The following is a 13,733-nucleotide window of genomic DNA, read 5'->3' on the forward strand; positions in this document are numbered from 1 at the left end:
CTTCTGGAAAACCGGCGGGTTTGCCTTGAAATGGGACTGATTTATCCATGCAAATCGATTCGTTCGCATCGATTATGGCATTCGTGGCATCGACACTAACAGAAACGAAGCGATAGCATCGTTTTTGTTGACATTTGCTCACAGCCCGCCAAGAATCGATGCATTCAAATCGATTTTCGAGGCGATCATGCTCGTTCCCATTCCCTCCCCCCAGGAGCTTGGCCTCGTGCTTCGGGCCACCCGCAAGGCCCAGGGCCTGCGCCTCGACGACCTGGCTGGAAGCGCCAGCGTAGGCCATGTGTTTGCGCGGGAAGCCGAACATGGCAAGGAAACCCTACAATTGGGCAAAGTGCTCGCCCTGTTGGTGGAACTGGGCATCCGCCTCCAGGCCGACATGCCCGACACCGCCATTGAAGAGCTTTTGCGACTGCGCCAAACGGGCCTGCGGCCCCTCAAGCGCCAGCGGCTCAAGCAGGCGACGCCAAAACACAAAGGCACGCCCAAGCCGCCAGTGAAGCCATGACCCCGCGGGAACTGCTGGTTTCGGTGAATGACCGCCGCATCGGCGTTCTGCGCGAAGCTGACGATCTCTGGGCCTTCGCCTACGATCCCGAGTGGATCGCAGCGGATGACGCCTTCGATCTCTCTCCAGCACTGTCCCGTTCCCAAGCGGAGCACGTTGATGGCGCCAGCCAGCGCCCGGTACAGTGGTATTTTGACAACCTGCTGCCGGAAGAAGCGCTCCGTGCCATTCTCGCCAAGGAAGCCGCGCTGCCCGCCGAGGACGCCTTCGGTCTCCTGGCCTACTTTGGGGCCGAATCGGCAGGTTCCCTCATCCTGCGCCACCCCGCTATCCCCGTGCAGGAGGCTTCGGGCCTGCGGCCCCTGCCGCCAGCGGCCCTCAGCGAGCGCATCCGCCAGCTTCCCCGGGCTTCTCTCAACCAGCGAGCGGCCAAAAGGATGTCCCTCGCCGGTGCCCAGCACAAGATGGTCGTCGTGCTGCGGGACGGTGAGCTCTTCGAGCCCCTGCCAGGGACGCCTTCGACCCACATCCTCAAGCCGAACCACCCTGCGGCGGAATACCCTGCTTCGGTGATCAACGAGTTCTTCACCATGCGGCTCGCCCATCGCCTGGGCTTGGCGGTTCCCTCGGTCGCGCTGCGCTATGTTCCCGAACCTGTCTATATTGTCGAGCGCTTCGACCGGAACTCCGGCCTTGCGCCAGAGCGCCACCACATCATCGATGCCTGCCAGCTCCTCAACAAGGCCCGCAGCTTCAAATACACCGCCGCAACCCTGGATACCCTTGCCGCAATCGTCGCCCAATGCCGCGCCCGGGCCGCCACCCGCCTGCGGCTCTTCCGCTGGCTGCTGTTCAACACACTGGTCGGCAACGGCGACAACCACCTGAAGAATCTGTCCTTCCACGTCACTCCCGCCGGCATCGACCTCGCTCCGGCCTACGACCTCTTGAGCACTGCAGCCTATACCACCCGGGCCTATGCCCACGAGAAGGAGACCTGGCCCCAGGTCGAACTGGTGCTTGCCATCGGAGAAAAGCGTTTTTTCTGCGATCTCGACCGGCAGAGTTTCGTCGAAGCGGGCTTCCGGCTTGGGCTACCGCGGCAGACCGCCGCACGCGAAATCCAGCGCATGGCCGGAACCATCCTGCAACAGGCACGAGCACTGGCTGCTGCGCTGGAAAGCGAACTCGACGGAGCGGCAGGGGCAAGCCCTGATCCCAAGGTCGCAGCCCGCTTCGCCGCCGCGGACCGTCAGCTGCTGCGCGTCGTAAACCACATCGTCATCCCCGAGATGGCCGCACGCTTCTGACTGTCCTGGGGATTCTTGGACCAGTTGAAACTTGGGCGGATTCACATTCCAAGCGCACCACGGCTGGCTTCCTGAAAGACTTCGTGAGGTGATCGGTAGCCGAGGCATTTGCGGGGTGATGATGATCTTTTTAACTTGCCGGGATGCACAGATATCGCCCCCAGGCCTCACATAAATGTTGGAATGCAAGACTTGACCCCGACGCCTGACCCCGACGCCATTTTCAACGACTCAGATTCGGTCAGTGGGGTACTCCGGGAGGTTGAACTACATTGTCACCGAATCTGGCGACCTGGTAATCGGGCGAAGTGGGCACCTGAGTCTTTCCGGTGGCGCTGATGTGGCGGCCGCCGGAGAGGCAAGATTTGTTAATGGTGAGCTTCGGTCTTGGGATGGCAGTTGGTTTGCAGGCCCTTGAGCGTTTGCGTGGTGCGCTCGCGCCAGTCGGCGAACAGGGCGTTCATGCCGTCGATGAAGGTGACGAATTCCGGGTGTTCGTAGAGGGTCGGCTTGATGGCCTGTTTGGCGACGGCCAAATCGAGATAGCCGGGGCGGCTGGCCTTGAATAGCGCCTGCCGCACTTGCGGGCAGACGGTCCAGTAGGCTTGCAGGGCATCCACGTCGCGGCGGGGAATGCCACCTTTCAGATGGCCTTCGATGTCCTGGATGTCCTCGGCCTGCTGGCTGTCGATGTAGCGCGGGATGTTGAGGTTGAAATCGTTCTTCTCGATTTCCTCGATGCTGACCATCCGGGCGTATTTTGGATTGCTGTCGTCGCGGCGGTTGAATACGTCGACGATTTGGTGGATGTCACAGTCGCGCAGGCGGTTCTTTGGACCGTCCTTCATGAATCCGGCACTGGCGTCGATCATGAAGATGCCCTTGCGGGTGTGGGCGTTTTCCTTGTCGATGACGACGATGCACGCGCCTTTGCCGGCACTCTTGAGCGAGCGAATGATGTGCAGCAGGTAGGCGTAGTCGCCCTGCTTGGCGGGCGGGGTGCCGTAGTGCTTGAAACGCTCATGCGGATCATTGAGCGCGTCGAGGCCGGTGCTCCAGCGCATGTCGCTGAACGGGGGGTTGGCGACAACGAAGTCGAAGGTTTTCAGTTGCCCGTCGTCGCCGGTGAAACGCGGATTGGCGAGCGTGTTGCCCTGCTTGATTTCCGCCGTCGGGTTGTTGTGCAGGATCATGTTCATCCGCGCCAAGCCGGACGTGGCGGCATCCTTTTCCTGCCCGTAGAGCGTGACCTTGGCTTTCGCCTCGTCGCCGACCTTGAGCAGCGGCGAACCCGAACCGCAGGTCGGGTCGTACACCGTGGTGTCGTTGGTGGTGACCGCCTCGTGGATGCCGATGATCTGCGTCATGATGCGGCTGACTTCCGCGGGGGTGTAGAACTGGCCCTTGCTCTTGCCGCTTTCGGCGGCGATGGCGCATCAGGTAATCGTAGGCGTCGCCGAGAATGTCGTCGCCGTCGGCGCGGTTCTTGGAAAAGTCGAGCGCCTTGTTCTCGAAGATCGAAATCAGGCTGGTCAGCCGGTCGACGATTTCCTGACCGCTGCCGAGCTTGCCCGGATCGTTGAAGTCGGGCATGTCCGACAGCTTGTTGGCGTTCGCCAGTGGTCCGATGATCTTCTTGTTGATCTGATGCCGATGTCGGACTTGCCCTTGAGCGCGACCATGTCCTTGAAGCTGGCGCCCTCGGGAATGGTGATCGGCGCGTAAGGCACACCCGCGTACTTGTCGAAGACGTATTTGACGAACAGCAGGACGAGTACGTAATGCTCCACTCGTCGCCCAAACCGATTTTCCCACTCCCAACAGCCGGGAAGCTCCAGCCCCCCCGGCAACCCGGAACGCCCGCTTCACCCCCGCCGCCGCCGCGCCTCGAAGAGGCAGACGCCGGCCGCGACGGAAACGTTGAGGCTTTCCACGGCGCCGTGCATGGGGATGCGCACGAGTTGATCGCAGGTTTCGCGCGTGAGGCGGCGCAGGCCTTCGCCTTCCGCCCCCAGCACCCAGGCGGTGGCGGCGGGCCATTGGGCGGTGTAGAGGTCGCTTTCCGCTTCGCCAGCGGTGCCGACCACGGTGATGTCCCGCTCCTTCAGTTCCCGCAGGGTACGGGCCAGGTTGGTGACCATGACGTAGGGGACCGTCTCGGCGGCGCCGCTGGCGGTCTTGACGGCCACGTCGGTGAGGCCAACGGCCCGGTCCTTGGGGGCGACCACGGCGTGGGCGCCCGCGGCGTCGGCCACCCGCAGGCAGGCTCCCAGGTTGCGGGGGTCGGTGACGCCATCGAGGATGAGGAGAAAGGCGGGTTCTTCCAGGGTATCGAGGACGTCGTCCAGGTGGGCCACCTGCCGCCCGCCTTCGATGCGGGCGATGACGCCCTGGTGGCGGGCTCCGGGCACCATGCCGTCGAGGCGCCTGCCCTCGCTGGCCACGACCTTGACCCCCTGCAGCTCGGCGTGCCGCAGCAGATCCCGGGCGCGGGCGTCCTGGCGAGTGGCGTCGATGAGGATTTCCTTCACCGCCTCGGGGTCGTGGCGTAGCTTGGCGGTGACGGCGTGGAAGCCGTAGATGAAGCGCGAGGAGGACATGGCGGCGGGAGGAAGGGAGCGAGGGCGCGAGTCTACCACCGCCACCGACCCCGGGCGGCGGCGAGTGAATCATGACCGGGCACTCAGCCCCGGGGGCGGCCCTTGCCTGCTGCCTTGCCTGCTGCCTTGCCTGCTGCCTTGCCTGCTGCCTTGCCGTCGGTCTTGCCCCCGGCCTTCCTGCTGGCCTTGGCGGCGGTCGGCGCCTTGCCGGTCTTGACCGCTACCTTGCTGCCGGCAGCCTTGCCCGAAGAGGACTTGGCCTTGGCGGTGGTCGGCTTGGCTGCGGGGGTGGCGGGAAGCTTCTTGCGTGGTTTATCCGCGACCGCCAGGGCGGCAGCCTCGGCCTTGCGCCGGGCGGCCACGTCGCCCGGGGTGGCCGGCGCCCACTCCACGCCAGCAAGGCCGTCGGCGCGATCCGCGCCCTTGCTGCGTTTCCCACCCGCCGGGGCTTCCTGGGCGAGGACGAAGTCGATCTTGTTGCTCTCCAAGTCGGCCCGCACCAGTTTGACCCGCACCCGGTCGCCAAGGCGGAAGCGCTGGCCGGTGCGCTCGCCCAGCATCTGGTGCTTGATGGGGTCGAACTGGAAGTAGTCGGCGCCGAGTTCCGACACGTGCACCAGTCCTTCGATATAGACGGCGTCCAGGGCCACGAAGATGCCGAAGGCGGTGACGGCCGAGATGGTGCCGCTGAAGACCTCGCCGATGCGTTCCTTCATGTAGTAGCACTTGAGCCAGTTTTCCACGTCCCGGGTGGCCTCGTCGGCACGCCGCTCGGTGGCCGAGCAGTGCAGGCCGATGTCGTCCCAGTTGCCCGCCGGACGGTACTTGCCGCCGGCCAGCACGGCCTTGATGGCGCGGTGCACCAGCAGGTCCGGGTAGCGGCGGATGGGCGAGGTGAAGTGGGTGTAGTGCTCGTAGGCCAGGCCGAAGTGGCCGACGTTGTCGGGGCTGTACATGGCCTGCTTCAGGGAGCGCAGCATCACCGTCTGCAGCAACTGGAAGTCCGGCCGCGGCTTGACCTTTTCCAGCAGGGCGCCGTAGTCCTTGGCGTGGGGATCGTCGCCGCCCCCCAGGGCAAGGCCGAATTCGCCCAGGAAGGAGCGCAGGTTCTTGAGCTTTTCCGCCGACGGCCCTTCGTGGATGCGGTAGAGGCAGGTCTGTTCGTGCTCGGCGAGGAAGTCCGAGGCGCAGACATTGGCCGCCAGCATGCATTCCTCGATCAGGCGGTGGGCGTCGTTCCTGACCACGGGCACGATGTTGTCGATCTTGCCCCGGTCGTTGAACAGCATTTGCGTCTCGGTGGTCTCGAAATCGATGGCGCCGCGCTGGCCCCGGGCCTTGTGCAGGATCTGGTAGAGCTTGTAGAGGTTCTGGATGTGGGGCTGCAGGGCCACGTGAACGGCGCTCTCGGGCTTCGCCGCGCCGGACAGCCAGTGCCACACCTGGGTGTAGGTCAGCCGCGCCCGGGACTGGAAGACCGCCGGATAGAAAGTGTAGGCGCCGATCTTGCCGGCGGCGCTGATGGACATGTCGCAGACCATGGCGAGGCGCTCCACCTCCGGGTTGAGGGAGCAGATGCCGTTGGAAAGCTTCTCCGGCAGCATGGGGATGACCCGGCGCGGGAAATACACCGAGTTGCCCCGTTCCATGGCCTCCTTATCCAGGGCCATGCCCGGCTGCACGTAGTGGGACACGTCGGCGATGGCCACCACCAGGCGCCAGCCGCGGCCCTTCTTCTCGCAGAAGACGGCATCGTCGAAATCCCGCGCCGTCTCGCCGTCGATGGTAACCAGGGGCAGGTCGCGGATGTCGGTGCGGCCCTTGAGATCGGTTTTCCTCACCTTGAGGGGGGTGGCCTCGTTTTCGTCCAGGGCCGCCTTGGAAAATTCGAAGGGCAGGTCGTGCTTACGCAGCGCGATTTCGATCTCCATGCCCGGGTCGGCGTAGGTGCCCAGCACTTCGCTGATGCGGCCGATGGGCTGGGAATATTTGGTGGGCTGCTCGACGATATCGACCATCACCACCTGGCCGACCACGGGTCTCACCTTGGGTTTTTTCTCGGGCGGCACCAGGATGTTCTGGGCGATACGGCGGTTTTCCGGCACCACCAGCACCACCCCGTGCTCGATGAGCACACGCCCCACCACCCGGCTGTTGACCCGCTCGGTGACCTCGACGATGCCACCTTCCGGTCGGCCCTTGCGGTCGATGCCGGTGATGCGCACCAGGGCCCGGTCGCCGTGCAGCACCTTGCCCATCTGACGCTGGTCGAGAAAGATATCGGGGCTGCCGTCGTCGGGGATCAGGAAGCCGTAACCGTCGGGATGGCCCTGCACCTTGCCGGCGGTCAGGCTGGCCCGCTCGGGCAGGATGTAGGCGCCCTTGCGGTTCTTCAAGAGCTGGCCTTCCCGCTCCATGGCGGCCAGCCGGCGCTGGAACATGTCCCGCTCCTGACCCGCGATGTCGAGGAGGGTGGCGAGTTCGTCGAAGGGCACCGGGCACCCGGCGTCCTCCAGGGTCTGGACGACAAATTCCCGCGAGGGCAGCGGTGTTTCGTAGCGCTGCGACTCCCGGGAGAGGAAGGGGTCGCTGCTGCGGGTCTTGGACAGCTTCTTGCTTGACATCCTGAGGTTTTCCTTTAAAATTCGGCCCTCTTCGCACCTGCCCAGGTGGCGGAATTGGTAGACGCACTAGTTTCAGGTACTAGCGCTTAACGGCGTGGGGGTTCGAGTCCCTTCCTGGGCACCAGATACAAAAAAGCCGGCTTGTGCCGGCTTTTTTCATTTGTGCACCGGAGGCCGACGACGGGCCTGTTCAGGGCAGGATCATACCATCGCGGGGTCGGCAAGCAGGCCGGAACCGCCGCGGATCGTTCCGTCACGCGGCCTGCTGGCAGGCCGTACAGAGGAGATGGACGAAGGCCGGCCGGTCCGCGATGCGGATGCGTCGGCCGCAGCGGGAGATCACCCCCGCGTCCTCCAGGTTGCGCAAGGCGCGGGACAGGTGCGGCTGACTGGTTCCCAGACGCTGCGCCAGCTTCATGTAGGGCAGCGATAGGGCGTATTCCTCGCGCAGGGGCTCACCCCGCCGGACACGCCCTTCCCCGCAATGCAGGTAGCAGGCCAGGCGTTCCAGGGTGCTGCGGTTCTGCAAGCCTTCCAGTTCTTCGTAGAGATCGGCCACATCGTCGGCCAGGAGATGCATGAGCCGCCGCGAAAAGATCGGGGAAGCTTCGATCCAGGCCCCCAGCGTGGCGCGGGGAACGAAGATCAGGCTGGCCTCGGTCAGGGCACGCAGGGCATAAGCGGCGGGCGTTTCGCCCAGGGCGTTCTCCAGACCCACGCAATGGCCGGCGCGCGCCAGACGGACCACGTGCTCGACGCCGCGGGCATTGCTCAGCACCAGTTCCAGGATGCCATGCACCACGATGAACATGCCCTCCGGCGCGGCGCCCTTGGCGAGCACGGTCTGGCCGCGGCCGTGGCGCTGGTGCAGGGCGGGATCGCCCAAGGTGGCCACGAAGGGCGGCAGCGCCACCAGGCCTTTCAACAGCCCCCCACAGGCCAGGGCAGACAACTCGCAGGACGACAGGGCCACGGGGGAACCTTCACAGAAAAATGAGCGCCCACGCTATCACCCGCATCCATGATGCTCCTATAGAACAGAAGGATTACGCCTTGCGCCGCAGGCAGCGGAATTTTCGCGGCTATACTTCCTGCATGATCCGGCTTCTCACCTCCACCGCGCTCTGCCTCGCAGCGCTCCTGTTTGGCCTCCCCGACCCGGTCCAGGCTGCGGCGACCCCGACCCTGCTCGACGACGATGTCGAAGTCAGCTTCGACCAGGGCACCTACTTCGGTCACCTCAACATCCTGCTCCCCGTCCCACCGGGGGTGGCCTGGGACGTTCTCACCGACTTCGAACATATGGCGAGTTTTGTCCCCAACCTGGAGGAGAGCCGCGTTCTCAACCGGGATGCGCAGGGGGCGACCATCGCGCAGAAGGGGCGGATTCGCTATGGGATTCTCAGTTTCGCCTTCGAATCGGAACGGCGCGTTGAATTCCATCCTCAGGAGGGGCTCCTACTCGCCCGCGCGCTCTCGGGAACGGCCCGGCATATGGCCAGCACCCTGCGCCTGCAGGCGGAAGGTCCGGGAACCCGGCTCGACTACCGGGTGGAAATGATTCCCGGCCGCTGGGTTCCGAGCAGCTTGGGAAAAAGCGGCATGCGCCACGAAATGGCGGAACAGTTTTCAGCCATCGCCGTGGAGATGCAGCGCCGCGCGGAACGGCCGACCACGCCGCACTGAGCCCGCGCACTGAGCCCGTCCTCCGCCCGCGGCTGAGCGATATTGGGGGCACCCCCGGAGTGCCTGCCCCCTTCGGCCTTGCAACCCATCGGCCCAGCGGGCGCATCGCAAGCCCTCACGCTGCGCTGCCGGGAAAATCAGGTCAATTGAAGGGATGGCGGCGCAGGATGGTTTCGTCGCGCTCCGGCCCGGTGGAGACGATGGCAATGGGGACGCCGCACAGGGCTTCCAGACGATCCAGATAGGCCCGGGCATTGGCCGGCAGGGCTTCCCAGCGCTTGGCGCCGAAGGTCGTCTCCTGCCAGCCGGGCAGGGTTTCGTACACAGGCTGGCAGCGCGCCACTTCGTCGGCGCCGACCGGAAGCAGATCGATGGCTTCACCGTCCAGGCGGTAGCCGGTGCAGATGTTCAATTCTGGCAGCCCGTCGAGGACGTCGAGCTTGGTGATACACAGGCCGGAAAGGCCGTTGATGCGGGCCGAGCGGCGCAGGGCTGCGGCGTCAAACCAGCCGCAACGGCGCTTTCTGCCCGTGACGGTGCCGAACTCACGCCCCACCTGGGACATCTGGTAGCCCGGCGTGGCGGCAGTTTCGATATCGAGCTCGCTGGGGAAGGGGCCCCCGCCGACGCGGGTGCAGTAGGCCTTGGTGATGCCCAGCACGTAGTGCAGCATGCCGGGGCCGATGCCGGAACCGGCAGCGGCCTGCCCCGCCACGCAGTTGCTGGAGGTGACGAAGGGGTAGGTGCCGTGGTCGATGTCCAGCAGGGTGCCCTGGGCGCCTTCGAAGAGCAGATTGCGCCCCGCCCGGTTGGCGGCGTAGAGGGCAGCGGAAACGTCGGTCACCAGGGGGCGGATGCCTTCGGCGTCGGCCATGGCCCGGTCGTAGACTTCCTGGAAGGCGACGGGGCTGGCCTTCAAGTACTGGGTGAGCACGAAGTTGTGGTAATCGAGGATTTCGCCCAGCTTTTCGGCGAAGCGCTCGGGGTGGAACAGGTCATAGACCCGCAGGCCGCGCCGGGAAACCTTGTCTTCGTAAGCGGGGCCGATGCCCTTGCCGGTGGTGCCGATCTTCTTGTCACCGGCCTTGGCGGCTTCGCGGGCCTGGTCGATGGCGGCGTGGTACGGCAGGATGAGCGGGCATCCCGGACTGATCTTGAGGCGGGAGCGCACGTCGATGCCGCCCTTTTCCAACTCGGCGATTTCGGACAGCAGGTGGTGAATGTCGAGGACGACGCCGTTGCCGATATAGCACTCGACGCCCGCGCGGACGATGCCCGAGGGCACGAGATTGAGCTTGTAGACCTTGTCGCCCACCACCAGGGTATGGCCGGCGTTATGGCCGCCCTGGAAGCGCACCACGCCCTGGGCGTGGTCGGTGAGCCAGTCGACGATCTTGCCTTTTCCTTCGTCGCCCCACTGGGTTCCGACGACGATGACGTTCTTGGCCATGTTCCCTTAATCCTCGTTGATTGCTTCAATGATCCAGGCGCCACCGACACGGACCAGTTTGCGGTCGCAGCGCGGCGCTTCGCAGGCGGTCTCGCCGGGCAGCAATTCGACCACCGCTTCGCCCTGGGCACGCAAGGCTGCCACCACCCGCGCCAGATCGTCGTCCCCTTCGCCGTGCGGCGCGAGGACGGCCCCTGGTCCCGCCACCCCGGGGGCGAGCCGGACGACTTCGCGCAGGTCGAGGGAAAAACCGGTGGCCGGCCGGGCACGCCCGAAGGCTCTTCCGGCGCCGTCGTAACGTCCGCCCTGGGCGAGCGCCGCGGGGTACCCCTTGCCGTAGGCGGCAAAGACGACACCGTTGTGATAGTGGTAACCGCGCAGGTCGGCGAGATCCACCGAAAAAGCCAGCTCCGGCGCCCCCTGCACCAGGTGGGTCAGGGCCGCCAGAGCGGCAGCGATGGCGGGGACGGCGGGCAATTGGGCCGCCGCCCGGGCGAGGGTTTCAGTTCCGCCGTAGAGTTCCGGCAGGCGCAGGAAGGCGCTGCGGTAAGGGTCCGCCAGGTCGGCGCAGGCATCTTCCAGGCCGGGCACGTCCTTCTTCTGCAGCAACCCCAGGAGGGCATCCTCCGCCTCGGGGGCCAGCCCGGCGGCTTCTGCCAGGGCGCGGAAAATTCCCACATGGCCCAGGTCGATGCGCGCAGCGGGGACGCCGATGCCATCCAGGGCCGAAGCCATGAGGCGGACGATTTCAAGGTCGGCGGCGATTCCGGCATAGCCGTAGAGTTCGGCGCCCACCTGGAAGGGCTCGCGGCTGGCCACCACGCTCGCCGGCAGGGTATGCACGACGCTGCCGCAGTAGCACAGCCGGGTCACGCCGGCATGGTTGAGCAGGTGGGCGTCGATGCGGGCAACCTGGGGCGTGATGTCGGCCCGGACGCCCAGGGTGCGACCGGAAAGCTGGTCCACCAGCTTGAAGGTCTTGAGTTTCAGATCCTGGCCCGCCCCGGTGAGCAGGGATTCGAGGTACTCCAGGGTGGGGGGCATGACCAACTGGTAGCCACGGCCACGGAAGTGGTCGAGCAGACGGCGGCGGGCAGCCTCCAGGGCCAGGGCCTCGGCAGGCAAGGCGTCGGCGAGGTATTCAGGGAGCAGCCAGTTCATTGGAAGAGGACGATGAGGACGAGGCCGACGACCATGGACGTGAGGCCGATAAAACGAATCTGGCCGTCGTTCATGCGGGTCAGGCGAATGAAGGTTTCACGCCAGGCCCGGGGAGCGATGAAGGGCATCACGCCTTCGAGCACCAGCATGAGGGCGAAAGCCAGCAGCAGCGTGGAGCTCATCGCTGCTTGCCGTCACCGTCGCCGCCCCGGCCCACGTTTTTCATGTACTTGAAGAAGTCGGACCCGGGCTCGACCACGAGAACGTCGCTCTTGTTGCGGAAGCTGTTGCGGTAGGCTTCGAGGCTGCGATAGAAGGCGTAGAACTCGGGACCCTGACCCATGGCCTGGGAGTAGATGGCCGCAGCTTTGGCATCCCCCTCGCCTTTGACCTTCTGGGCATCGCGGTAGGCCTCGGCGACGATCACTTCCCGCTGCCGGTCCGCATCTGCGCGAATCTTCTCCGCCTCCGCAGCACCTTCGGACCGCAGTTCGTTGGCCACCCGCTTGCGCTCGGCCTCCATGCGGCGATAGACCGCCTCGCTGACCTCGGTGGGCAGTTCCACCCGCTTGAGCCGCACGTCGACGATCTGCACGCCGATCTTGCGGGCGTCGGCGTCAGCCTTGACGACCATGTCGGCCATGATCCTGTCACGCTCGCCGGAAACGACATCGTGGACGGTGCGCTTGCCGAACTCTTCCCGCAGGCCGGCATTGACCGTCTGGTTGAGCCGGGTGCGAGCCCGGGACTCGTCACCGCTCACCGAGATGTAGTAGAGCTTGGGATCGACGATGCGCCACTTGATGTAGGAATCGACCAAGACATTTTTCTTTTCCGAGGTGATGAAACGCTCGGGGTCGGAGTTGTCCAGGGTGAGGATGCGCTTGTCGAAATAGCGCACGTTTTGTACGAGAGGCACCTTGACGTAGAGGCCGGGCTCGGAAACGACGTGCCGTACCTCACCCAATTGGAAGACCAGGGCAAACTGGCGCTGATCCACGGTGAACACCGCCATGGCGAGCACGGCGAGCAGGGTGGCGAAGATGAAGCCGATCAGGCCGAAGGAAGGTCTCATGGCCGGCCCTCCCGCTCGCGACCCCGCAAGGTGTCGCGGTCCCGTGCGCCGGAGGAGGAATAGACCTGCGGCGTCTTCTCCAGTTGAGGCGGCGACTCGTTGGAAAGCGGCGCCGCCCGCACGGCGGTGCCCGAGGCGTCAGCCGCCGGTGCGCCGGCGGCCGCCGCAGTGGCCCCCGCGGCCTGCATGAGTTTGTCGAGGGGGAGATAGAGCAGGTTGCCGCCCTGCCCCCTGGTGTCGATGAGCACTTTGCTGGTGTTGGAATAGACCTGCTGCATGGTTTCCAGATAGAGACGTTGCCGGGTGACTTCCGGGGCTTTGGCGTATTCGGTCTGCAATTGCTTGAAGCGCGACGCATCACCCTCGGCGGTGGCGATGAGGCGCTGGCGGTACCCGCTGGCCTCTTCGAACAGCCGGGCCGCAGTACCCTTGGCCCGGGGAATGACGTCGTTGGCGTAGGCCTGGCCTTCGTTCTTCTGTCGCTCCCGGTCCTGACCGGCCTTCACGGCGTCATCGAAGGCCGACTGGACCTGCTCGGGCGGCTGGGCGTTCTGCATGGTGACCTTGGAAACCAGGATGCCGCTCTTGTAGCGATCCAGAATGTCCTGCATCAGCTTGGAGGCCTGGGTGGCGATCTGCTCGCGTCCCTCGTAGAGCACATAGTCCATCTTGCTCTTGCCGACGATCTCGCGCACAGCGGCCTCGGCGGCGCCCATGACGGCATCGTCGGGGTGGCGGTTGTTGAACAGGTATTCGACGGGATCCTTCAGGATGTACTGGACGGCGAACTGGATGTTCACGATGTTCTCGTCGTCGGTCAGCATCAGGGCTTCCTTGAGCACCTTGTTGCGTTCGCTGCCGCGATAGCCGATCTCCACGGTGCGCACGCCGGACAGATTGACCAGTTCGTGGGATTCGATGGGGTAAGGCATGCGCCAGCGCAGGCCGGCTTCGGTGGTTTCGTTGAAACTGCCGAAGCGCAGCACCACACCGCGCTGGGACTGGTCGACGATGTAGAAGCCGGAGGCGAGCCAGACCGCGACGATCAGCCCGGCCAGGAGCCCCAGACCACCGCCCAGGAAGCGCGGATTGAAATCGATCTGCGGCATGCGTGGACCGTCCCCGCCACCATTGCTGCCCCCGCCCCCCTTCTTGCCGAACATTCCCGAGAGCTTGCGATTGAAGTCGCGCCAGAGCTCTTCCAGATCCGGCGGCCCCTGATTGGGCCGGCGCGGCCCGCCTGAATCGCCGCCGTCGTTACCGCCGCGGTTGCCCCACTGGGGGTCGTTGAGCGACATGAGAAT

At 65.2% G+C, this 13,733-nt stretch carries 11 protein-coding genes, 1 tRNA gene and 1 pseudogene; 4 read left to right on the forward strand and 9 right to left on the reverse strand.

What is annotated here, in order from left to right; genetic code table 11:
• The first annotated feature begins 187 nt into the window (after nt 1-187).
• Nucleotides 188-523, forward strand: a complete 336-nt coding sequence (locus tag IPM73_11300) for a transcriptional regulator (protein MBK8918599.1) — start codon at nt 188-190, stop codon at nt 521-523.
• Complete coding sequence (locus IPM73_11305) at nt 520-1,833, forward strand: HipA domain-containing protein (protein ID MBK8918600.1); 1,314 nt, start codon at nt 520-522, stop codon at nt 1,831-1,833. Before IPM73_11300 ends, IPM73_11305 begins: the two co-directional genes overlap by 4 nt.
• A 386-nt stretch (nt 1,834-2,219) precedes the next feature.
• Here IPM73_11305 and IPM73_11310 read toward each other — a convergent pair.
• The 3 genes and pseudogenes from IPM73_11310 to rnr all read right to left on the reverse strand — a co-directional run bounded on the left by IPM73_11310 (nt 2,220) and on the right by rnr (nt 7,057).
• Nucleotides 2,220-3,683 (reverse strand): annotated as a pseudogene (locus IPM73_11310) (N-6 DNA methylase).
• Nucleotides 3,684-3,698: 15 nt separating this feature from the next.
• Complete coding sequence (gene rlmB, locus IPM73_11315; protein ID MBK8918601.1) at nt 3,699-4,433, reverse strand: 23S rRNA (guanosine(2251)-2'-O)-methyltransferase RlmB; 735 nt, start codon at nt 4,431-4,433, stop codon at nt 3,699-3,701.
• 83 nt (nt 4,434-4,516) lie between these two features.
• The gene (rnr, locus tag IPM73_11320; GenBank protein ID MBK8918602.1) at nt 4,517-7,057 is read right to left on the reverse strand and encodes a ribonuclease R; all 2,541 of its coding nucleotides are present in this window, start codon (nt 7,055-7,057) and stop codon (nt 4,517-4,519) included.
• A 39-nt stretch (nt 7,058-7,096) separates the two neighbouring features.
• Between rnr and IPM73_11325 the strand changes: the two genes are divergently transcribed.
• Nucleotides 7,097-7,181, forward strand: a tRNA-Leu gene (locus IPM73_11325).
• 129 nt (nt 7,182-7,310) lie between these two features.
• Here IPM73_11325 and IPM73_11330 read toward each other — a convergent pair.
• Nucleotides 7,311-8,030: a Crp/Fnr family transcriptional regulator gene (locus IPM73_11330; protein ID MBK8918603.1), complete on the reverse strand. Its 720-nt coding sequence runs from the start codon at nt 8,028-8,030 to the stop codon at nt 7,311-7,313.
• Between the two features lie 20 nt (nt 8,031-8,050).
• On the opposite strand from IPM73_11330, the gene IPM73_11335 reads away from it, so the two are divergent.
• Nucleotides 8,051-8,743 (forward strand): SRPBCC family protein, encoded by a 693-nt coding sequence (locus IPM73_11335; protein MBK8918604.1) that lies wholly within the window; start codon nt 8,051-8,053, stop codon nt 8,741-8,743.
• 142 nt (nt 8,744-8,885) lie between these two features.
• Here the strand turns inward: IPM73_11335 and IPM73_11340 are convergent, their stop codons facing one another.
• From IPM73_11340 to hflK, 5 genes are read right to left on the reverse strand one after another with little or no spacing between them, the layout of a single operon-like run.
• Nucleotides 8,886-10,193: an adenylosuccinate synthase gene (locus IPM73_11340; protein ID MBK8918605.1), complete on the reverse strand. Its 1,308-nt coding sequence runs from the start codon at nt 10,191-10,193 to the stop codon at nt 8,886-8,888.
• Nucleotides 10,194-10,199: 6 nt separating this feature from the next.
• Nucleotides 10,200-11,354, reverse strand: a complete 1,155-nt coding sequence (locus IPM73_11345) for an ATP phosphoribosyltransferase regulatory subunit (GenBank protein ID MBK8918606.1) — start codon at nt 11,352-11,354, stop codon at nt 10,200-10,202.
• A complete protein-coding gene (locus IPM73_11350; GenBank protein ID MBK8918607.1) occupies nt 11,351-11,536 on the reverse strand; it encodes a DUF2065 domain-containing protein in 186 nt (61 codons plus the stop codon). The genes IPM73_11345 and IPM73_11350 overlap by 4 nt, the downstream gene beginning before the upstream one ends.
• A complete protein-coding gene (gene hflC / locus IPM73_11355; protein ID MBK8918608.1) occupies nt 11,533-12,429 on the reverse strand; it encodes a protease modulator HflC in 897 nt (298 codons plus the stop codon). Before hflC ends, IPM73_11350 begins: the two co-directional genes overlap by 4 nt.
• Nucleotides 12,426-13,727 (reverse strand): FtsH protease activity modulator HflK, encoded by a 1,302-nt coding sequence (gene hflK / locus IPM73_11360; GenBank protein MBK8918609.1) that lies wholly within the window; start codon nt 13,725-13,727, stop codon nt 12,426-12,428. Before hflK ends, hflC begins: the two co-directional genes overlap by 4 nt.
• Between the last annotated feature and the right edge of the window lie 6 nt (nt 13,728-13,733).

The sequence above is a fragment of the Betaproteobacteria bacterium genome (assembly GCA_016720065.1).
Classification (GTDB): Bacteria; Pseudomonadota; Gammaproteobacteria; order Burkholderiales; family Rhodocyclaceae; genus SSSZ01.